The following is a 21,257-nucleotide window of genomic DNA, read 5'->3' as shown; positions in this document are numbered from 1 at the left end:
AACATAGGCTAACCGTCAAGAACTCACCTAATATACTGTTCAGATTAGGTTTTACTGATTACCCCGCTGCTGTGGAATAATATAGAGGCTACCTGAAATTTTAGCTTCACAAAAACCAGCGTTGCTCGTTCTCAGGTAGCCTTATCAATTAATAGTGGGATTCCTGAAACCTATTTGGAAAAACAAACCAAAGCCCAGCAGCCTCAAGAATCCCACCATAATAAAATAAAGCCCAGCAAATAAATGCAAGGCTTTATTTTATTTTTGTATCAAACTACCAAATTATTTGGTAGCACTGGTAGCTGCTTCAGAAGCCATCATAGCGGTTTCAGAAGCCATCATAGCAGCTTCAGAAGCCATTGCAGGTTCAGAAGCCATCATAGCAGTTTCAGAAGCCATTGCGGTTTCAGAAGCCATCATAGCAGCTTCAGAAGCCATTGCAGGTTCAGAAGCAGCAGAAGCAGCAGGAGCCGGGGCTTCACCACCACAAGCAGCTAGGAACAAAGACATCAGGGCAGCGGCCAATAAAGATTTTTTCATGTTGAATTACCTCTAACAAAGTTCAAGTTATAACTTAAAAATTCCCTATCTGCAGACCTCTAGCCGTCTCACAGATAAATTCCAATCAAGAATTACCGCGTATTATCCGCTGTTTGATGCCAGCTGGCAATTAAACTGCCTACTCTATTTGCCGCACGCAAGCATCTGCTGCCAAAATTCTTCTCGTCCAACGCGCCGCACAAGCTGTATACTAATTAACGTATGCTATTCTGATAATAAGAATGCTCTAATCTTAACTAAGTAAAAATAATATATTTTTCATGCCAATACTAGTCAAAGCAACCCTCTAATATCTTTATTGCCATACCCATACCCCTGTCTGCAAACCATACCCAATTAACCAAAATTAACTTGTGCAAAAAAACAACAAGGTCTATCCCTGCCTACATTAGCTACCATTTTTCCACATCATTTCATCAGAAGTGTATGTCAATCTGCCAATTCACATAAAATCCATTATCTGCCTGAGCGTATACCGCCATAGCAAACCGATTTAGCTTTGGATATCAGGCAACAAGTTGCAGACAGAGACAGTACAAACAGTATGGTAAAGCGAAATAACGCTGTAGCAAAAGCCAAGTTGATTTGCTATAAAATACAGCCTTTGATTTTTCAGGTAGCCTTTCATCATGCTTGTTCTCGGCATCGAATCCTCCTGTGACGAAACCGGCGTGGCGCTCTACAGCACCGAACACGGCCTCATCGGCAACCAGCTGCACACCCAAATGACCATGCATGCCGAATACGGCGGCGTGGTGCCCGAGCTGGCCAGCCGCGACCACATCCGCCGTCTCGTGCCGCTCACCCAAGCCTGCCTGCACGAAGCTGGCAAAAACTACGCCGACATCGATGCCGTCGCCTATACTCAAGGCCCCGGCCTTGGCGGCGCACTTCTGGCCGGCTGCGCCTATGCCAACGCGCTCGCCTTTTCGTTGGGCAAACCCGTGATCCCCGTACATCACCTCGAAGGCCACCTGCTCTCCCCGCTGTTAGCCGAAGAGAAGCCCGACTTTCCCTTCGTTGCCCTGCTCGTATCCGGCGGCCACACCCAATTCATGGCCGTGCGCGGCATCGGGAACTACGAACTGCTCGGCGAAAGCGTGGACGACGCCGCCGGCGAAGCCTTCGATAAAACCGCCAAACTGCTCGGCCTACCCTACCCCGGCGGCGCAAAACTTTCCGAATTGGCCAAGCTCGGCCGCCCCGATGCTTTCACCTTTCCCCGCCCCATGCTGCATTCGCGCGATTTGCAGATGAGTTTCTCCGGCCTCAAAACCGCCGTGCTCACCGCCGTGCAAAACGTGCGCGCCGAACACGGCGGCAGCCTGCCAGACTCCATCCGCAACGATATCTGCCGTGCCTTCCAAGATGCCGTGGTAGATGTGCTGCTGGCCAAATCACGCCAAGCCCTGCTGCACACCGGCTACCGCACCCTCGTGGTGGCCGGCGGCGTGGGTGCCAACTGGAAACTGCGCACCGAACTCGCCGCGCTGCAAGTACGCCCCAACCCCAAAGCCAAGCCCGAAGCCGTACGCACCTATTTCCCACCGCTGCCTTTATGCACCGACAACGGCGCCATGATCGCCTTCGTCGGCGCCATGCACCTGCAACAAGCGCAGCCCGCCGCTGGCTTCAATATGCGACCACGCTGGCCGCTGGCGGAAATCGTGCGATAAAACACCGCATACCTATTTTCAGGTAGCCTTCATTTCTAGCGACAGCACACCGGCAAGCCACCCAAGCACACCGCCGAATCTGATACAATCCGCACCTTTCCCGCCAACTGCCGCCCAGCCCACCGCTATGACCCAACACACCGCCCGCAAACGATTCGGGCAGAACTTTCTGCAAGATTCCCGCATCATTGCCGACATCGTCCAGGCCGTGCGGCCGCAGCCCGCCGATACCGTAGTGGAAATCGGCCCCGGCCTCGGCGCGATTACCGAACCCTTGGCCGCCAAGCTCGATTGCTTGCACGTGTGCGAAATCGACCGCGACATCATCGGCTACCTGAAAACCAGGCCCTATGCCGGCAAGCTCGTTATCCACGAAGGCGACGTATTGCAGTTCGATTTCGCCAGCGTGCCCGGGCGCAAAAAAATCGTCGGCAACCTGCCCTACAACATCTCCACCCCGCTGCTGTTCCACCTCAGCCGCTATGCCGACGAAGTGGAAGACATGCACTTTATGCTGCAAAAAGAAGTGGTGGAACGCATGGTGGCCGGGCCCGGCAGCAACGATTTCGGCCGTTTGAGCGTGATGCTGCAATACTTCTTTGAAATGGAAAAACTGCTCGACGTGCCGCCCGAAGCCTTTTCCCCCGCGCCCAAAGTCGATTCCGCCGTGGTGCGGCTGATTCCGGCCAAACACCGTATCGGGCAGGCGCAGGATTTCGAACAATTTGCCGCCCTGGTGAAACAAGCCTTCCACCAGCGCCGCAAAACCATCCGCAACAACCTCAAAGGTATTGCCGATGATGGCGATTTGCAGGCTGCCGGCATCAGCCCGCAAGAGCGCGCCGAACATATCGCACCCGAAAAATATGTAGCCTTGGCCAACCTGTTAGCCCAAAAGGCCAGCTAAAACACAATCCCGCCCCGCGCCGATTGTTCCAACCGACAACCCAGCCGTTCCGGAAATAGAAAATGATTAAATTCAAAAATGTAAACAAATGGTTTAAAGAACTGCACGTTCTGAGCGACATCAACCTCGAAGTGAAAAAAGGCGAAGTGGTGGTGGTGTGCGGCCCATCCGGCAGCGGCAAATCCACCCTTATCCGCACCGTAAACCAGCTTGAGCAAATCCAAAGCGGTGAAATCTGGGTGGACGGCGTAGACGTGGCCAGCCCCGCCACCGACCTGAACAAAATCCGTGCCGAAGTGGGCTTTGTATTCCAGCATTTCAACCTTTATCCACATTTGAGCGTGCTAGAAAACATCGTGCTCTCGCCGATAAAAGTGAAAAAACAAAGCCGCACCCAAGCCGAAGAAAAAGCGCTGCAACTCTTGGAGCGCGTGGGCCTGGCGCATAAAAAAGACGCCATGCCCGGCGAGCTTTCCGGCGGCCAGCAGCAGCGCGTGGCCATCGCCCGCGGCCTGGCCATGGAACCGCAAGTGATGCTGTTTGACGAGCCCACCTCTGCGCTCGACCCGGAAATGGTAGGCGAAGTGCTCAAAGTGATGAAAGACTTGGCCGAAAGCGGCATGACCATGATGTGCGTTACCCACGAAATGGGCTTCGCCCGCGAAGTGGCCGACCGGATTATCTTTGTGGATCAGGGCAAAATCGTGGAAGTGGACACGCCGGAAGTGTTCTTCACCAATCCAAGCAGCGAGCGGGCGAAGCAGTTTTTGAAACAGGTGATGAAGGCCTAACAGGCTGAACTGTAAAAACAAGAAAGGCTACCTGAAAGTTTCAGGTAGCCTTTTCTATATCCAATCAGCAAGCAAAAGAACGGGAAATCAAGCCCACGGCTCTTGGTTCACCTGCTTTTCGTAATCTGCCGGCTCTTCGGCTTCAGGCACAGTGACGAAGCCTTCGGCGGTTTGGCGGTACACGGTGGCGCGGTAGGGGAAGCGCTCGATGATGGCAGCAATGGCGGCATCGAGCTCGGCTTTGGTTTCCCACACCTGGCCGCAGTCGTCACACATAAACAGCGAGCCGTCTTCGGGGGCGAGCTGGGTTACCCAGCCGGTGCAGTGCGGCAGCGGGCAGCGGATTTTGAAGGCTTGGTTCATGATTGGGTTTCCTTGTGTTGTTAGTTAGCGGCTTTCAGGTAGCCTTTTGGCTGGCTACCAGATTGTTTATAAACGATATGGCGTGCTGCAGTTTTCAGGTAGCCTGCGGCGGGAACAGTTTGCCGGGGTTGAACAGGTTATGCGGGTCGAGCTGTTTCTTAATGGCGCGCATCAGCTCGATTTCCACGGGGCTGCGCACGCTGGGCAGCCAGTGGTTTTTCACTTGGCCGATGCCGTGTTCGGCAGCAATCGTGCCCTGGCAGGCAAGGGTGTGTTGGTAGACGATGCGGTTGATGCCGTCTTCGTACTCGTAGGCTTGGTTGCTGCGGATATGCGGCAGGAAGGTATTGAAATGCAGGCTGCCGTCGCCGAGGTGGCCGAATACGATGATTTCGATGCCATCATAGGCCTGCTTGAGCGCGGCGGAGGCGTTGGCCACCAGTTCGGCCACGCGGGCAATGGGCACGGCGATGTCGTGTTTGATGCTGGCACCGAGCGCTTTTTGCGCAGCGGAGATGTCTTCGCGCAGCCGCCACAATTCGGCTCGCTCGCTCTCTGACTGCGCCAGCACGGCGTTTTCCCAGCCGTGTTCAAACAAGAATCCGGCCAAATCGTCGGCCAATTCGGGACGTGGCAGGCTATCGTTCAATTCGAGCAAGATGTGCCACTTGGCATCAATCGGCGGGCTGAGGCGGCTATAGGCGGCGGAGAGGGCAAGCGCGGGGCGGCTCACCAGCTCGAAGCTGCACAGCCGCTCGGCGAAACGGCCTTGGATGCGGGTGAGCAAGCGGACGGCGTCTTCAATGCTGTTTAGGCCAACCCAGGCGGTGGCGGTAGTTTGCGGCGGGGAGAAGAGCTTGAGCGTGGCGGCGGTGATGATGCCGAGCGTGCCTTCGCTGCCGATAAAGAGCTGGCGGATATCATAGCCGGTGGTGTTTTTGTGCAGCGGGGCGAGGTGGGAGAGCAGGCTGCCGTCGGGCAGCACCACTTCCAGCCCAAGCACCAAATCGCGCGTGGTGCCGTAGCGCACCACGTTCAGCCCGCCGGCGTTGCAGGCGATGTTGCCGCCGATTTGGCAGGAGCCTTCGCTGGCGAGGCTGAGCGGAAACAGCCGCCCGGCTTGGGCAGCGGCTTCCTGCACGTTTTGCAGAATCGCGCCGGCTTCCACGGTGATGGCGTTGTCGGCCAGGCTGAGGCTGCGGATGCGGTTGAGCCGCGAAAGGTTGAGCAAAATGCCGCCGTTTGGCACAGCCGCGCCACATAGGCCGGTGTTGCCGCCCTGCGGGGTAATCGGCACGCGGTGTTCGGTACACCAGCGCACCAGCTTCTGCACATTTTCCACGCTGTCGGGCATCACAGCGGCTGCCGCCCGGCCAATGTAGCGGCCGCGCCGGTCGGCGAGCAGCGGGGCGGGATCGGCAATGATTTCACGTTCGCTGAGAAAGGCGCGCAGGGCTTGCGGAATATGGGCGGGGTTCATTTGAGGCTACCTGAAAAATTGGGATGAGCAGTATTGTAGCGGCAAGACGGGGGTTTCAGGTAGCCTTTGGCCGCCGGCAGGCTACCTGAAAACCGAATATCGAATATTGCTTAAAAGTAATTTTTCATCGCCACCAATCTAACTTTACTTTTCCAACCAAGCGCCGTATAGTCGCCCAAGTTTACCACCCACACCACCAGGAATCTCTAATGAACAACACCCCGCAAAATCCCGTAAGCTGGTTTGCCCTCAATGTGCAAGACTTAGCACGTGCCGCCCGCTTCTACGAAACCGTGTTCGGCCTGCCCCTGCAAGAAGTACCCGGCAAAGACCCGCAACACAAAATGTATCTGTTCGCCCCCGCTTGGGAGCAATACGGCATCGGCGGCATGCTCTGGCACGACCCCGCTGCACAACCTGCCGGCCACGGCGGCATCACCGTGTTTTTCAACTGCGCCGACTGCACCGAAACCGCCCGTGCCGCCGAAGCGGCCGGTGGCAAAATACTCACCGCCAAATTCCCCATTTCCAACGGTTTTGCCGCCTTTATCGAAGACAGCGAAGGCAACCGCATCGGCCTGCATTCGCCCGCTTAAAATTTCAGGTAGCCCATGCCCAGCCCCATTAATATTGCCGAACTGCGCCGCCGCAACCTACGCGAATGGATCAACCGCCTGCACCAAGGCCGGCAGATTGATTTCGTATCCGCCACCGGCATCAACCAAGGTGAACTCTCCGCCCTGTTGAAAAACAAGCCCTTCGGCGAGCGCAAAGCCCGCAAAATCGAACACAGCGCCGGCATGCCCGCGCTGTGGCTCGATACCGACCACAACCAGCCCGCATCTGCCCCACAACCCACCCACAGGAATACTCATCCCATGTCCGTCCCCATTTCCACTATCCCCGAAATTCTGGCCGACCTCAAAGCCGGCAAAATGGTCATCATCACCGATGCCGAAGACCGCGAAAACGAAGGCGACCTGCTCATGGCCGCCCAATTCGTTACCCCCGAAGCCATCAACTTCATGATCAAACACGCCCGCGGCCTCGTGTGCCTGCCCATGGCCGAAGAGCTGGTGGACAAACTCAACCTCCCCCTCATGACCCAACACAACGGCGCGCAATACGGCACCAACTTCACCGTATCCATCGAAGCCGCCCACGGCATTTCCACCGGCATTTCCGCCGCCGACCGCGCGCTGACCATCCAAACCGCCGTTTCCCCTGCTGCCCAGCCAGAGGACATCGTCCAGCCCGGCCACATCTTCCCCCTGCGCGCCCAAAAAGGCGGCGTGCTCGTGCGCGCCGGCCACACCGAAGCCGGTGTCGATTTAGCCCAAATGTGCGGCCTCATCCCCGCCGCCGTTATCTGCGAAATCATCAACGATGACGGCACCATGGCGCACATGCCCGAGCTCACCGAATTCGCCCAGCAGCACGGCCTCAAAATCGGCACCATCACCGACCTCATCGAATACCGCAGCCGCACCGAAACCCTGCTCGAAGAAATGGGCAGTAGCCCCGTCCACACCCCCTGGGGCGATTTCCGCCAGCACGTTTATGTAGACAAACTCTCCGGCGAAACCCACCTCGCCCTAGTGAAAGGCAGCCCGCAGCCCGACACCGAAACCCTCGTGCGCGTACACGAACCCTTCAGCGCCATGGATTTCCTGCAAACCAACCCCCGCCACTCCTGGCCGCTGCCGCAAGCCCTTGAACGCATCCAAGCCGTCGAACACGGCGTCGCCATCCTGTTGCACCGCACCGAAGACGGCGCCGCCCTGCTCAACCGCACCCTGCCCAAAGGCAAAAACCAAACCCGCCAGTGGGACAGCAAAACCTACGGCATCGGCGCGCAAATCCTCGCCAACCTCCACGTGAAAAAAATGCGCGTGCTCGGCCAGCCCTCTTCCCTCACTGGCCTCACCGGCTTCGGGCTGGAAGTGACAGGGTTTGAGAGCTTAGAGTAGAATAATAAAGCAATTGACACAGGTAAAGGCTACCTGAAAATTTCAGATAGAAAATCTACCACTGGGATGCCGCAGCACAGGAACACCGGTAGACAAACGTAGCAGGTAGGGCGGGCAACCAGTTATCTATGCAAAACTATACCCTTATAACACACTACTTCTAACACACTATAATGGCCCAATTCAACGATCCCGCCGCTTACGAACGCTACATGGGCGGCTGGAGCCGCGCGGCAGGCGAACAATTTTTAGACTGGCTGGGACAACCGCACGGCCTGCGCTGGCTGGATAACGGCTGCGGCAGCGGCATATTCAGCGAACTGTTGTGGCAACAGGCACAACCGGCAAGACTGGACGGCATCGACATCTCGCCGGAACTGCTTGTCCACGCACGACAGCGTCTGCCGCAGACAATCGCCCTGCACCACGGCGATGCCAACGCCTTGCCCTTTGCCACTGGCAGTTTCGATGCTGCCGCAATGGCGCTGGTTATCGTCTTTCTCGCTGATGCGCTGCAAGCCGTGCGTGAAATGCAGCGCGTGGTGCGCAGTGGCGGGATGATTGCCACCTACATTTGGGATTTGCCGCATGGCTTCCCCTACGCCGACGCTTTTGCCGCCCTGCTCGACTGCGGCGTGCAGCCCGACCGAGCCGCCTCCGATGAAACAACCGCACTCGCGCAGTTGCAGGCCTTGTGGGAGCAGGCCGGCCTGCAAGAAGTGGAAACCTGCGCTTTCACCGTCGCCCAACGCTATCCCGATTTCGCCGCCTACTGGCAGGCACTGGCCGATAGCGCCAGCATCGGTGCCCGCTTTGCCGCCTTACCGGCAGACATGCAGGCGGCAGTACGCGCGGCATTACAAGAACGCCTGCCTGCCGAACCTGACGGCAGCATCCACGTGACTGCCCGCGCCCACGCTGTAAAGGGAATCCGCGCTTGAGCTCCGGCGCGACAAACGCGGCATCATCAGCCAGCATTCCCCGCCGTAAGCAAAAAACTTCCGGCGAATACTTGGCAAACCGCATTTTATAGTTGAAAAGAAGCGTAGCAAGGCGCGCTGCCGCAGACAGTACAGGTAGCACGGCAGGTTCCCATAAAAACCGCATGGTGATTTTTATGGGGTCCGGTCAGGCAGCACAACACCGTTACGGTTTTTCAGCAATTCGACTATATGTACAAGCGGGACAAACACCGGACCAGCGTCCAGGAGTTCCAAACTCCTCCACCCGCTTGCGGGAGGTGGAGGGGCTCACAAACACTCCAAATCTAAATTAGCTCAAAAAAGGTTACCTGAAAGCATAGGCCTCATTGGAATTCACGCTTTCAGGCAGCCTCAAGGCCGCTCCCCATCCACTCCCTCAAAAAAAGGATCTATATTCCATGGACGATATGCTGAAACAAGCCGCCCTCGATTTTCACCAATATCCGCAGCCCGGCAAAATTCAGGTAGCCCCCACCAAAGCGCTGGCCACCCAGCACGACCTGTCGCTGGCCTATTCTCCGGGTGTGGCCGCTCCCTGCCTGGAAATCCAAGCCAACCCGCAGGATTCCTATAAATACACCGCACGCGGCAACCTGGTGGCCGTGGTTTCCAACGGCACGGCCGTGCTCGGTTTGGGCAATATCGGTGCCGAGGCCAGCAAACCAGTGATGGAAGGCAAAGGCGTATTGTTTAAAAAATTCGCCGGCATCGACGTGTTCGATATCGAAATCAATGAAGCCGACCCCGAAAAATTGGTGGACATCATCGCCTCGCTCGAGCCTACTTTCGGCGGCATCAACCTGGAAGACATCAAAGCGCCCGAATGCTTCTACATTGAGAAAAAACTGCGCGAACGCTGCAAAATCCCGGTATTCCACGACGACCAGCACGGCACGGCCATCATCACCGCCGCCGCCGTTCTCAACGGGCTGCGCCTGGTGGGCAAAGATATCGGCCAAGTGCGCTTGGTATGCTCTGGTGCTGGTGCGGCTGCCATTGCCTGCCTCGACTTGCTCGTGGCTTTGGGCATGAAACGCGAAAACATCACCGTGTGCGACTCTAAAGGCGTGATCTACCAAACCCGCGAAGACCGCGAACGCATGGATGCCAGCAAAGTGCGCTATGCCATTGAAGACAAAGGCTGGCGCAATCTTGGCGATGCCGTGCCCGGCGCCGACATCTTCCTCGGCCTCTCCGGCCCCAATGTATTGAGCACCGATATGCTCAAGCAAATGACCGCTTCGCCCATCGTGCTGGCCATGGCCAACCCGCAGCCCGAAATTTGGCCGCCGGAAGCCAAAGCCGCCCGCCCCGATGTGATTATCGGCACCGGCCGTTCCGACTTCCCCAACCAGGTGAACAACGTTCTCTGCTTCCCCTTCATCTTCCGCGGCGCACTCGATGTGGGTACCACCACCATCAACGAAGAAATGAAGCTGGCTGCCGTGCGCGCCATTGCCGATTTGGCCATGGCCGAGCAAAACGACAAAGTTGCCACCGCCTACACCGGCGCCGAGCTGAAATTCGGCCCCGAATACCTGATTCCCAAACCCTTCGACCCGCGCCTGATTTCCCGTGTAGCGCCTGCCGTAGCCAAAGCCGCCATGGATTCCGGCGTGGCCACCCGCCCGATTGCCGATTTTGCCGCTTACGAAGAAAAACTGAACGAGTTTGTTTATAAATCCGGCCTGTTTATGAAACCCATCTTCGCCCAAGCGCGCCAAGCCCTCAAACGCGTGGTGTTGGCCGAAGGCGAAGACGAGCGCGTGCTGCACGCCACCCAACAGATTGCGTCTGCCAAGCTGGCCTCGCCGATTCTCATCGGCCGTCCCGCCGTAATCGCAGAGCGCATCCAAAAAATGGGGCTCACCATCCGCCCTGGCAGCGATTTCGAAATCGTGAACAACGAAAACGATCCGCGCTACCAAGAATACTGGCAGGAATACTACCGCCTGCAGCAGCGCAACGGCATCACCCCCGATTTGGCCAAGCGCCGCGTGCTTGCTAACACCACCCTCATCGGCGCGCTCATGCTGCAGCTCGGCCATGCCGATGCCATGGTGTGCGGCACAGTCGGCCATTTCCAGCACCACCTCGGCATCGTTTCCAACGTTGTCGGCTACAACAACCCCGACCACACCGCCTGCGCCATGAACGCGCTGATTTTCGGCGGCCACAACTTGTTCATCGCCGACACCTATGTAAACGCCAATCCGACTGCCGAGCAAATTGCCCAAAGCACGCTGATGTGCGCCGAAGAAATCCAACGCTTCGGCATCACGCCCAAGGTTGCGCTGCTCTCGCACTCCAACTTTGGTTCCGTGCCCTCCGAAAGTGCCGAAAAAATGCGCCATGCGCTTGAGCTCATCCGTCAAGCCGCCCCGCAGTTGGAAATCGACGGCGAAATGCAGGGCGATGCCGCCTTAGTGGAAAGCCTGCGCCAGCAAAGCATGCCCGATTCCGCCCTGAAAGGCGCCGCCAACCTCTTGGTGATGCCCAACGTGGAAGCCGCCAACATCAGCTGCAACCTGCTGCGCGTCGCTAGCCCCGACGGCGTAACCGTGGGTCCGATTCTGCTGGGCATGAAAAAACCTGTGCACATCATCAACCAGCTCGCCTCCGTGCGCCGTTTGGTAAACATGGTGGCACTGGCCGCCGTGGATGCACAGCGCCAAGGCTAAACCAGCTGCAACAGTAAAAATCAAGGCTACCTGAAATTTCAGGTAGCCTTTTCTGCCGCCACACTTTTGCCGCCCATAAACACCGAATTAGCTTATAATCCAGCCTTCAAACACATACCACCCCCGTTGCGGAGCAGAATAATGAACTTTTTCGAACAAGCCCGATTCAACATGGTCGAACAGCAAATCCGCCCTTGGAGCGTATTGGATTTCGATGTTCTCGACGCCTTGGCCGAAGTGCCGCGCGAACAATTCGTTGCCCCCGAACAGCAAGCCTACGCCTACGCCGATCTCTCCCTGCCCCTGCCCAACGGCAGCGCCATGCTCGAGCCCAAAGTGGTTGCCCGCCTGATTCAAGGCCTGAAGCTCACCAAAAAAGACACCGTGCTCGAAATCGGCACCGGCTCCGGCTATGCCACCGCCGTGCTGGCTAAACTCGCTGGCCGCGTCATCACCATCGACACTGATGAAACCCAGCAGCAACAAGCCAAAGCCGTGCTCGACAGCCTTGGCCTCACCAATATCGACTACCGCATCAGTGATGGTCTGGTGAATCCACCCATCGCCACCGTGAGTGCCATCTACGTGGGCGGCTCTTGCCCCGTGATGCCCGAAACCCTGCGCAACAAACTGCCTGCCGGCGGCTGCATGGCGGTGATCGTTGGCCAAGAGCCCGTAATGCGCGCCCTGCTCGTGCAATGCAACGGCGAAGACAGCTACGAACAAAGCGTGATGTTTGATACCGTAGCCCCTGCCCTCAGCGGCCCCGCCGTGAAAAAAGCCTCATCGTTCCGCTTCTAAAAATTTTCAGGTAGCCTCACTGGAAAGGCTACCTGAAATTTATAGTCGTCAGCTGGTATAAAAATAAGGTGAATCAACACCGTATCATGCCATTTTAAAACGACCAAGCAACAAAAAAGCAGCCAACCGGCTGCCTTCCCAAATAACTGGCGCACCCAACAGGGATCGAACCTGTGACCTTCAGCTTCGGAAACTGACACTCTATCCAACTGAGCTATGGGTGCGAGAAGCGCGTAAGATTAACCCAAAACCGGCACAAAGGCAAAAAATTTGTCGCCTTCCGGCGGCAAACTGTAAGCCTGTCCTTCCATACAAAGGCTACCTGAAAAATTTCAGGTAGCCTTTATTTCGCACATCAATCAAGCGGCCAGGCTATCCTGCCGCTTGCAAAAACGCCGCCATCCGGCGCTCAAATGCCCGCACTGCCTGCCGATTGGCATGCGGCGCCGTACACAACTGCACTTGGTGGTGGCCATTCAACAGTCGGCAGCGCACGCCATCCAGCTTATTCCAACCAAGGTAGACCTGCAAACTATGCTGGTTAAACAGGACATAGCCCTTGCTTCCAGCATCATAAAAGGCTACCTGAAAACCAGTTCTTCTAGTTTTCAGGTAGCCTTTTCACATTCGGTGCTGTGATTTAGTGCTTCATAATCAGCAAATAGTAAAACAGCTGCATAATCAAAACAGTGAGCGCGGCTAAAGAAGCCAGCGTCCAGTTGAATTCGCTGTGCACCGCGGCGGCAGATGCAGGAACATTCGGGGGGCCGGAAGGTGCAGAGAGCAGGTTGTCGGCGGGCTGGTCGATAACGGCTGGCAGTTTGGCTGCGGCAGGCAGCTGGATGCCGCCGGGATCACGACCGGAGACTAAATTGAACACCAAACTCTCGGCTTGAATATGGATATTTTGGGTTCGCCCATGGCTGGCAGCGGCAGATTGCGCACTTTTGAGCAGGGTATCGATGCTGGGCAGCACGGCGGGGGGCGGCGGAGTGGAAGCGGAGCGTTGCAGTAAGGCTTCGATGGCATCGGCGCTGTGGGCATTGTGCTCGGCTTCGGCCAATTTGAAGGGCATGGCTTGGCCGGTGTTGTTATCCAGCGCCATGCGCTGGCGGCGCAAGCGGCTGTCGATTTCGTCCAGCTCGGCGGCCAGCGGTTTTTTCTGGGTGTGCAGGGGCTCATCGGCATCCTGCCCGGCCTGCTGTGCGGCCAAGGCGGCAGATTGCTGTTTGAGGCGGGCGAGCTTTTCGCGCAGGGGCATTTTGGCGTGAATCACGTCTTCCTGCAGAATTTCGGCTTTGGCGGCAGGCGCGCTCTGGGCTTTTGGCTTGCGCGTTACCGTGAAGGCGTGCCGGCACTGGCTGCACTGCACCCGCCCGTTGGCTGCCTGCAAATCGGCTACGGCATAATGATTCTCCGCTTGGCAGCGGGGGCAACTGAGTTTGACGGTTTTCATGTGTCGGCAATCCAAATACTGATGTTTCGGCCGCTATTTTAAGAAAATTAATGCGCTTTTACCATTTTCAGGTAGCCTTTTAGCGGCTAACTGTCGGTTTTTTGTATATTTTGCAGGAAATTTGTGCCACCTGGCTACTCCCGCCAAACCATTTGCCATGAATTTAGCCGTTTCAAAAAAGAAGGATATGCGGCATTGGCTTGCCTGGTTTCGCTCCCGTTTGAAACGGCTCTATTGCGCTGCTAGCTGGCTTATCCGGCTTTACGCACGCCCACCAAACGCACCCAGCCACCTTCGGCAACCGGCGGCTGCATATCGAACCATTTGCTATAGATACCGTTTAGCTCTTCGGCCTGCTCTTCCAAAATGCCGGAAAGCACAATCCGCCCGCCTGCCTTGGTGCGCGAGGCCATCATGCCGCCCAACAGGCGCAACGGGTTGGCCAGAATATTGGCCACCACCACATCGTATTCCGCTTCCGGCAAGTCGTCGGGCAGGAAAAAACGGGCGGCAGCTTCGTTTTGCTCGGCATTGCTGCGGCTGGCAACAATAGCCTGCTCGTCGATATCCACGCCATCAGCGGCGGCAGCGCCGAGTTTGAGCGCGGCAATGGCCAAAATACCGGAGCCGCAGCCGTAGTCGAGCACGCGGTCGGCAGCTTGGATATTTTCATCGAGCCACTGCAGGCACAAGCGAGTGGTGGGATGGCTGCCCGTACCGAAAGCCAAGCCGGGGTCAAGCCGCAGGTTTACAGCCGATTGGTCGGCAATATCGTGCCAGGTGGGCACAATCCACAGCCGTTCGGAAATGCGGATGGGATCAAACTGTGATTGCGTGAGGCGCACCCAATCCTGCTCCGGCAGCTGCTCGATGCGGTAGGGCGGCACTTCCAGCTGGCATTCCTTGGCCGCGGCGGCCACGGCGGCGGCAACGTTGCATTGGTCGTCAAACAGGGCAATCACCAAGCTGCGCTGCCAAATTTGGCCGTTTTCTTCGCCCGGCTCGCCGAAAATAGCCTGTTCTTCGTCTGTGCCGGCATAGGCATCTTCAATCGCGGCCGACAATGCGCCGGCGGCCATTAAAGCATCGGAAAACTGCTCGGCACGGTCGGCACCAATCGGAATACTGGCTTGTTGGTAGGGCATAATCGCATTTCTTTCAAACGGTAAGGGCGCGTATTGTATAGCAAGCCGCCGCCCTTCCGCCAGCCGGCAGCGTTTGCAGGCTACCTGAAAGCAGATGCAGCGTACCTCAGCAAAACCGACTGCCGCCGTTTTCAGGTAGCCTCATCTTGGCGTTTGCCTATACAATATTCCATCTTTAGAACAGGCTACCTGAAAGCACACACATGCCGCGCGAATTCCAACTTTTCAACTTGCCCGCGCAATTCGACCTCGACCCCGCCGCGCTGGAGCAAACCTACCGCCAACTGGCCGCCCGCTTCCATCCCGACAAAACCGCCACCGCTTCCGCCTTCGAGCAGAAGCAGGCCGTGATGATGGCCGCCGCCGTCAACGAAGCCTACCGCCGCCTCAGCCGGCCGCTGGAGCGCGCCGTTTTGCTGCTGCAAGCGCAAGGCATTCAGGCCGATTCTGAAGAGCGCACCGCCTTCGACCCCGAGTTTCTGATGCAGCAAATGGAATGGCGCGAAGAGCTGGCCGCAGCCCGCACCGAACACTCTGCCGAACGACTCGCCGCGCTGGATAAGCAAGTGGCCGCCGAAGAAGCCCGGCTGCTGGCCAAACTCAGCACCACCTTTCAGCAGGCAGACTACGCCCAAGCCGCCGAACTCGTGCCGCAAGGCCGTTTCCTCGATAAAATCCGGCAGGAAATCCAGGCCGCGTTGTAAGCCTTAAAAGGCTACCTGAAACTTTCAGGTAGCCTTATTGCCCACCGCACCATGCTATAGTGAATTAAAATAAGAATGAAACAAGACAGCGAGCCGCAGACAGTACAAATAGCACAACAAGGCGAGCCAATGCAGTAGCATTCTTATTTTAATTCACTATAAAATCCGCCATCATTTTTTTATCCTAACCCCGAGGCCACCATGAACACCCGCCCCGAAATCCTTGCCGCCGCCTTTGATTTGGACGGTACCTTAGTCGATTCCCTTGCCGACCTCGCCGCTGCCGCCAATGAAGCCCGCCGCAGCGAAAACCTGCCCCTGCTCGACAAAAAACTGATGATATCCTACGTGGGCGACGGCGTGGGCAAGCTCGTGCACCGTGCCCTCACTGCCGACCCGGAAGGGCAAGCCCCCGACGAGATGTGGCAGCGTGCTTTCGCCGTGTTCGCCCAACATTATTCCGAACACCTCGACCGCCACACCTATATCTACCCCGAAGTGCAAACCGGCCTCCAGCTCCTGAAAGCCCTTGGCATCCCGCTGGCCGTGATCACCAACAAACGCGAAGCCTGGGCCGCCGAGCTGCTGCGCCGCCTGGGCCTGGCCGACCTGTTCAGCCTCGTGGTGGGCGGCGACACCCTGTCGCAGCGCAAACCGGATGCCGCGCCGCTGCTGCACGCTGCCGAAGTATTGGGCGTGAAGCCGGAAAACATGGTGATGGTGGGCGATTCGCGCAACGACATCCTTGCCGCCAAAGCCGCCGGCTGCTTTGCCATCGGCGTGCGCTACGGCTATGCCGATATGGACAAACTGGCCGAAAACCCCGCCACCCGGCCGGATTGGATCGTCAGCACCCTGCCCGAAATCTACGACCGCCTGCGCCCCGATGACCGCCGTTAAATCCCTGCGCAGCCGCGCTTTAGATTTGTTGTCGCGTCGGGAAATGTCGCAGGCCGAACTGCGGCGCAAACTCGCGCCCTATGCCGAAGATCCCGCCGAAATCAATGCTTTGCTGCAAGAGTTTGCCGAGCGCAACTGGCAATCCGATCAGCGCTACGCCGAAAGCTACGTATACAGCAAAAGCAGCCGCTACGGCCGCCTGCGCCTCGCCCAAGGCCTGCAACAGCAAAAACTAGACAACGAGCTCATCGAAGCCGCACTGCCCGACCGCGACAGCGAACGCGCCACCGCCTGCGCCGTGCTGCGCAAAAAGTTCAAACAGCCCCCCGCCGACTTCGCCGCACAGCAACGCGCCGCCCGTTTCCTCGCCTACCGCGGCTTCGACAGCGACACCATCCGCCACGCGCTGGATACGGCCTGGCAGGATGAAGAAGAGTGGAAGGAGTAGGCAGAAAGGCTACCTGTAAAGAACCCGTTCGGCATTTTCAGGTAGCCTTTTGGCAGTGCATAGCCCATCTGGGAAAGGCTACCTGAAAAATATCAACCTCAACAAACTTATCGTACTCACTGTCGGCCAACCTGAAACCATTTTCCTTGCTTTGAGCACAATTTAAAGCAGTAACGTTGTAAATCATTTGCCGCTACGGCAGCAACAGGCCTACTTCGCCATTATCAATAAAATAGGCGGGAATACCTGCTGGCCGAGCACCCCAATCCGCCCTTCCGTCTGCACGGCGTACACCTCTTCCGCCTCTGACTCATAGAAATCATTGCCATCTAAATTATCTATCCACTTTCCCCGCTGAGGCTACCTGAAAACCATCTGCAGAAAATGACAGAATATTTGCCGCATCCGCCGCAAGCACCCTGATTTAGGCTACAATATAACTATCTGTTCCAATCCCCCTTACCACCGAGCAAGCAGAAAGGATGCAGGATCATGAAGTTTAACGAACTCTTCCACCACAACGATTTTATTGGCCGCCATCTCAGCCTATCTGACCGCGCCGCCCTTTTGGCCGCACTGGGCGAAAAAGATATAGGCAGTTTTGTGGAGCACACCGTGCCGCAAAGCGTGCGTATGCCCGGCTCGCTGCAGCTGCCCAAAGCATTAAGCGAAGCCGATGCCTTGGCCAAGCTTAAGGGCATCGCCGCCAAAAACCGTATCAATAAAAGCTATATCGGCCTAGGCTACTACCCCACCCGCCTGCCAAACGTGATTCTGCGCAATGTGCTGGAAAATCCGGGTTGGTACACCGCCTACACGCCCTATCAGGCCGAAGTGTCGCAAGGCCGTTTGGAAGCGTTGTTGAACTTCCAACAGGTGTGTATCGACCTCACCGGTTTCGAGCTGGCCGGCGCCTCCCTGCTCGACGAAGCCACCGCCGCTGCCGAAGCCATGACCATGGCGCGCCGCGTGGGCAAATCCAAATCCAACCAATTCTTTGTGGACGAGCGCGTTTACCCGCAAACGCTGGACGTGATCAAAACCCGAGCCAAATATTTCGATTTCGAGCTGGTAGTGGGTAATTTCGACACCGCTCGCAACGGCGAGTATTTTGGCGCGCTGTTCCAATATGTGGGCAAAGACGGCGACGTGGCCGATTTGGGCGATGTGATTGCCGCTGTGAAAGCCAAAGGCGCAGTGGTAGCCGTAGCCGCCGACATCATGAGCCTGGTGCTGCTGAAAGCGCCCGCCGAGTTGGGCGCCGACATTGCCTTGGGCAGCACCCAGCGCTTCGGTATCCCGATGGGCTTCGGCGGCCCGCACGCTGCTTACTTTGCGTTTAAAGACAAAGACAAACGCTCCGCTCCCGGCCGCATCATCGGCGTATCAGTGGATGCTTCCGGCAAGCAGGCGCTGCGCATGGCGCTGCAAACCCGCGAGCAGCATATCCGCCGTGAAAAAGCCAATTCCAATATTTGTACTTCGCAAGTGCTGCTGGCCAACTTGGCCGGTATGTATGCGGTGTATCACGGTCCCGAAGGCGTAAACCGCATCGCCCGCCGTATCCATGCGCTGGCTGTTGCTTTTGCCGATGCGGTACAGGCTGCCGGCGGCAAAGTGGTGCACTCGGTATTCTTCGACACCGTAGCCGTAGATTTCGGCAGCAAGGTGCAAGCCGACGGTGTGTATCAAAAAGCGCTGGATGCCGGCTTCAACCTGCTGCGCATTGGTGAGAACGTATTGGCCGCTGCCTTCAGCGAAACCTCCAGCGCCGAAGAGTTTGCCCAACTGGTTGAATTGTTCACCGGCAAGGCAGCTGCCCTGCCCGAAAGCGCACCTGCCAGCAGGCTACCTGAAAGCCTGCAACGCAAATGCGCGATCTTGCAACACCCCGTGTTCAACAGCTACCACACCGAACACGAAATGCTGCGCTACCTGAAAAAACTGGAAGAGCGCGACCTAGCCATGAACCGCAGCATGATTTCGCTCGGTTCCTGCACCATGAAGCTGAATGCCACTGCCGAGATGATTCCGATTACCTGGCCGGAATTCACCAATGTGCACCCATTTGCCCCGCGCGAACAAGTGCAAGGCTGCCTGGAAATGATCCACGGCCTGCAAGAGCAGCTCAAGGCCGTTACCGGCTTTGACGCCATCTGTATCCAGCCCAACTCCGGCGCGCAAGGCGAATACACCGGCATGGTGACCATCCGCCGCTACCACGAAGCACAAGGCCACCCCGAGCGCAATGTGTGCCTGATTCCACGCTCTGCCCACGGTACCAACCCCGCCACCGCCCACATGGCCGGTATGCAGATTGTGATCGTGGATACCGACGAGCACGGCAACGTGGATATTGCCGACCTGAAAGCCAAGGCCGAACAGTATAAAGATACACTGGGCGCGCTGATGATTACCTACCCGTCCACCCACGGCGTGTATGAAGAAGGCATCCGCGACATCTGCCGCATCATCCACGAGAACGGTGGCCAGGTGTATATGGACGGCGCCAATATGAACGCCCAAGTCGGCATCATGCAGCCGGCCGAAGTGGGCGCCGACGTGTTGCATATGAATCTGCATAAAACCTTCTGTATCCCGCACGGTGGCGGCGGCCCTGGCATGGGCCCCATCGGCTTGAAAGCCCACCTTGCTCCATTTGCCCCGAGCCATGTTGTAGCACCGGTGGAAGGCGCTACTGTAGGCATGGGTGCCGTATCTGCCGCACCCTACGGCTCCGCCAGCATCCTGCCGATTACTTGGATGTACATCAGCATGATGGGGGCTGACGGTTTGCGCCAGGCCACCGAAACCGCCCTGCTCAACGCCAACTATGTTGCTAAGCAGCTCTCCGCCGATTATCCGGTGCTCTACACCGGTAAAAACGGCCGCGTGGCGCACGAATGCATCATCGACCTGCGCCCGCTCAAGGCCGAAAGCGGCATCACCGAAGTGGACATCGCCAAACGCCTGATGGACTACGGCTTCCACGCCCCGACCATGTCCTTCCCCGTGGCCGGTACGCTGATGATCGAGCCCACCGAAAGCGAAAGCAAGGCTGAGCTCGACCGCTTCATCGCTGCGATGAAACAGATTAAGCAGGAAGCGCTGAAAGTACAGCGCAGCGAATGGCCGAAAGACGACAACCCACTGGTCAACGCACCGCACACCGCCGCCGATGTAACCGGCGAATGGAAACGTGCCTACAGCCGCGAAGAAGCCGTCTATCCCCTGCCCTATGTGCGCGAGAACAAATTCTGGCCTAGCGTAAACCGTATCGATGATGTATACGGCGACCGCCACTTGGTCTGCTCTTGCCCAAGTATCGAACACTATGAAGACTAAACATAGACATTAACCCTGCCATAAAAGAAAGGCTACCTGAAATCAAATTTTCAGGTAGCCTTTATTATCCTTATGTAAAGCGAAATAAAACCAAAGAAACTAGCCATGACTACGCCCATTTTACGTACAAAGCAGCAAAGCAGTAAGCAATATGGGCGCACAGCAAGCTGAATGCATGCGGTATGAAGAAATCGGCGGCTTTAACTAGAAAATCTGTTACACTGCTTTCAGGTAGCCTAAATCAAATGTTACCAATCATCTATCCAAACAACACTAAGGAGTCATTATGATTACTGTAGTTGCCCAATTCGAAGTCAAACCCGCCGAACTGGATAAATTCCTGCAACACTGCGACGAATTGATTGCCGAAACCCGCAAGGAAAACGGCTGCCTGTCTTACCACCTATACCAAAATACCCAACAACCCAACCAAGTCAGCTTTATCGAGCTATGGCAAAACCAAGCTGTATTGGATACCCATTCCGCTTCTGCACACTTTACCCATATTGTGCCAACCTTGGTAGAAGCCTGCGAAAAAGCCCCGGTTATCCAACTCTATACACAGATTAAATAATTTTCCTGCCAAAGCAAGAGAGGCTAGTCGAACATTCAGCTAGCCTCTCTCCTTTCCTCGTTCCATTCCTCACCCATTTCTTCATCTCCTCTTCTCTCTCGTTTCTTTATCCCCACTTCCTTTTCCAACTCACACTGTACCGCTATCCCGGATTTCCATCCATTCCTTTCATCATACTCCCACAAAGCACAACACCCGCCATCAGGCGGGTGTCGTAAATAGGTGTTTGGCAGTGTCCTACTTTCGCACGGGTATCCGCACTATCATCGGCGCTGGTTCGTTTCACGGCCCTGTTCGGGATGGGAAGGCGTGGGACCAAACCGCTATGGCCGCCAAACTTAAACTGTACAAATCGTCAAGCCGCCGGTAGCGTCCACTCCGGCCAATCAAATCAAACTGTCCTGTCCGGCTATACTAACCAAACAATCGGGTAATGTGTATCGATTCCAGTAAGCTTTATTCTCTATGAGTG

19 protein-coding genes, 1 tRNA gene and 1 rRNA gene are annotated in these 21,257 nt (G+C 56.7%); 14 read left to right on the top strand and 7 right to left on the bottom strand.

What is annotated here, in order from left to right; genetic code table 11:
- Window positions 1–282: 282 nt before the first annotated feature.
- The gene (locus EZJ17_RS02750) at window positions 283–540 is read right to left on the bottom strand and encodes a hypothetical protein (RefSeq protein WP_067444491.1); all 258 of its coding nucleotides are present in this window, start codon (window positions 538–540) and stop codon (window positions 283–285) included.
- A 650-nt stretch (window positions 541–1,190) separates the two neighbouring features.
- On the opposite strand from EZJ17_RS02750, the gene tsaD reads away from it, so the two are divergent.
- The 3 genes from tsaD (at window position 1,191) to EZJ17_RS02735 (ending at window position 3,935) form a co-directional block, all read left to right on the top strand.
- Window positions 1,191–2,237 (top strand): tRNA (adenosine(37)-N6)-threonylcarbamoyltransferase complex transferase subunit TsaD, encoded by a 1,047-nt coding sequence (tsaD, locus tag EZJ17_RS02745; RefSeq protein ID WP_067442570.1) that lies wholly within the window; start codon window positions 1,191–1,193, stop codon window positions 2,235–2,237.
- Window positions 2,238–2,364: 127 nt separating this feature from the next.
- Window positions 2,365–3,144: a 16S rRNA (adenine(1518)-N(6)/adenine(1519)-N(6))-dimethyltransferase RsmA gene (gene rsmA / locus EZJ17_RS02740; protein WP_067442572.1), complete on the top strand. Its 780-nt coding sequence runs from the start codon at window positions 2,365–2,367 to the stop codon at window positions 3,142–3,144.
- Between the two features lie 62 nt (window positions 3,145–3,206).
- The gene (locus EZJ17_RS02735) at window positions 3,207–3,935 is read left to right on the top strand and encodes an amino acid ABC transporter ATP-binding protein (protein ID WP_067442574.1); all 729 of its coding nucleotides are present in this window, start codon (window positions 3,207–3,209) and stop codon (window positions 3,933–3,935) included.
- Window positions 3,936–4,022: 87 nt separating this feature from the next.
- On the opposite strand, the gene EZJ17_RS02730 is transcribed toward EZJ17_RS02735, so the two are convergent.
- A complete protein-coding gene (locus EZJ17_RS02730) occupies window positions 4,023–4,298 on the bottom strand; it encodes a hypothetical protein (RefSeq protein WP_067442576.1) in 276 nt (91 codons plus the stop codon).
- A 94-nt stretch (window positions 4,299–4,392) separates the two neighbouring features.
- A complete protein-coding gene (locus EZJ17_RS02725) occupies window positions 4,393–5,778 on the bottom strand; it encodes an FAD-binding oxidoreductase (RefSeq protein WP_067442578.1) in 1,386 nt (461 codons plus the stop codon).
- A 209-nt stretch (window positions 5,779–5,987) separates the two neighbouring features.
- Here EZJ17_RS02725 and EZJ17_RS02720 point away from each other — a divergent pair, with 209 nt between their 5' ends.
- The 5 genes from EZJ17_RS02720 (at window position 5,988) to EZJ17_RS02700 (ending at window position 12,213) form a co-directional block, all read left to right on the top strand.
- Window positions 5,988–6,374 carry a VOC family protein gene (locus EZJ17_RS02720; protein WP_067442580.1) on the top strand — a complete coding sequence of 129 codons (387 nt, stop codon included), beginning with the start codon at window positions 5,988–5,990 and terminating at the stop codon, window positions 6,372–6,374.
- Window positions 6,375–6,389: 15 nt separating this feature from the next.
- Window positions 6,390–7,748 carry a bifunctional 3,4-dihydroxy-2-butanone-4-phosphate synthase/GTP cyclohydrolase II gene (ribBA, locus tag EZJ17_RS02715; RefSeq protein WP_067442582.1) on the top strand — a complete coding sequence of 453 codons (1,359 nt, stop codon included), beginning with the start codon at window positions 6,390–6,392 and terminating at the stop codon, window positions 7,746–7,748.
- Window positions 7,749–7,921: 173 nt separating this feature from the next.
- Entirely contained in the window at window positions 7,922–8,689 is a 768-nt protein-coding gene (locus EZJ17_RS02710) for a class I SAM-dependent methyltransferase (protein ID WP_067442584.1), read from the top strand.
- Between the two features lie 440 nt (window positions 8,690–9,129).
- Window positions 9,130–11,412, top strand: a complete 2,283-nt coding sequence (locus EZJ17_RS02705) for an NADP-dependent malic enzyme (protein WP_067442586.1) — start codon at window positions 9,130–9,132, stop codon at window positions 11,410–11,412.
- A gap of 141 nt (window positions 11,413–11,553) precedes the next feature.
- Window positions 11,554–12,213 (top strand): protein-L-isoaspartate O-methyltransferase family protein, encoded by a 660-nt coding sequence (locus EZJ17_RS02700; RefSeq protein WP_067444488.1) that lies wholly within the window; start codon window positions 11,554–11,556, stop codon window positions 12,211–12,213.
- Window positions 12,214–12,360: 147 nt separating this feature from the next.
- Here the strand turns inward: EZJ17_RS02700 and EZJ17_RS02695 are convergent.
- A tRNA-Arg gene (locus EZJ17_RS02695) sits at window positions 12,361–12,437 on the bottom strand.
- Between the two features lie 160 nt (window positions 12,438–12,597).
- Between EZJ17_RS02695 and EZJ17_RS02690 the strand changes: the two genes are divergently transcribed.
- Window positions 12,598–12,852 carry a hypothetical protein gene (locus EZJ17_RS02690; protein ID WP_067442590.1) on the top strand — a complete coding sequence of 85 codons (255 nt, stop codon included), beginning with the start codon at window positions 12,598–12,600 and terminating at the stop codon, window positions 12,850–12,852.
- A 1-nt stretch (window position 12,853) separates the two neighbouring features.
- Here the strand turns inward: EZJ17_RS02690 and EZJ17_RS02685 are convergent, their stop codons facing one another.
- Complete coding sequence (locus EZJ17_RS02685; protein ID WP_067442592.1) at window positions 12,854–13,669, bottom strand: MJ0042-type zinc finger domain-containing protein; 816 nt, start codon at window positions 13,667–13,669, stop codon at window positions 12,854–12,856.
- Between the two features lie 251 nt (window positions 13,670–13,920).
- A complete protein-coding gene (prmA, locus tag EZJ17_RS02680; RefSeq protein ID WP_067442594.1) occupies window positions 13,921–14,814 on the bottom strand; it encodes a 50S ribosomal protein L11 methyltransferase in 894 nt (297 codons plus the stop codon).
- A 203-nt stretch (window positions 14,815–15,017) separates the two neighbouring features.
- Here prmA and hscB point away from each other — a divergent pair, with 203 nt between their 5' ends.
- The 5 genes from hscB to EZJ17_RS02655 all read left to right on the top strand — a co-directional run bounded on the left by hscB (window position 15,018) and on the right by EZJ17_RS02655 (window position 20,785).
- Complete coding sequence (gene hscB / locus EZJ17_RS02675) at window positions 15,018–15,518, top strand: Fe-S protein assembly co-chaperone HscB (RefSeq protein WP_067442596.1); 501 nt, start codon at window positions 15,018–15,020, stop codon at window positions 15,516–15,518.
- Window positions 15,519–15,719: 201 nt separating this feature from the next.
- A complete protein-coding gene (locus EZJ17_RS02670; RefSeq protein ID WP_067442598.1) occupies window positions 15,720–16,418 on the top strand; it encodes a phosphoglycolate phosphatase in 699 nt (232 codons plus the stop codon).
- Entirely contained in the window at window positions 16,405–16,866 is a 462-nt protein-coding gene (gene recX, locus EZJ17_RS02665; protein ID WP_067442600.1) for a recombination regulator RecX, read from the top strand. The genes EZJ17_RS02670 and recX overlap by 14 nt, the downstream gene beginning before the upstream one ends.
- 492 nt (window positions 16,867–17,358) lie before the next feature.
- Complete coding sequence (gene gcvP, locus EZJ17_RS02660) at window positions 17,359–20,211, top strand: aminomethyl-transferring glycine dehydrogenase (RefSeq protein ID WP_067442602.1); 2,853 nt, start codon at window positions 17,359–17,361, stop codon at window positions 20,209–20,211.
- Between the two features lie 286 nt (window positions 20,212–20,497).
- Window positions 20,498–20,785: a putative quinol monooxygenase gene (locus tag EZJ17_RS02655; protein ID WP_067442604.1), complete on the top strand. Its 288-nt coding sequence runs from the start codon at window positions 20,498–20,500 to the stop codon at window positions 20,783–20,785.
- 224 nt (window positions 20,786–21,009) lie between these two features.
- Here the strand turns inward: EZJ17_RS02655 and rrf are convergent.
- Window positions 21,010–21,122, bottom strand: a 5S ribosomal RNA gene (rrf, locus tag EZJ17_RS02650).
- Window positions 21,123–21,257: the final 135 nt, after the last annotated feature.

Origin of the sequence: Eikenella exigua (assembly GCF_008805035.1) — a bacterium.
Lineage (GTDB): Bacteria > Pseudomonadota > Gammaproteobacteria > Burkholderiales > Neisseriaceae > Eikenella > Eikenella exigua.
This window is presented reverse-complemented; position numbering and strand designations above follow the sequence as displayed.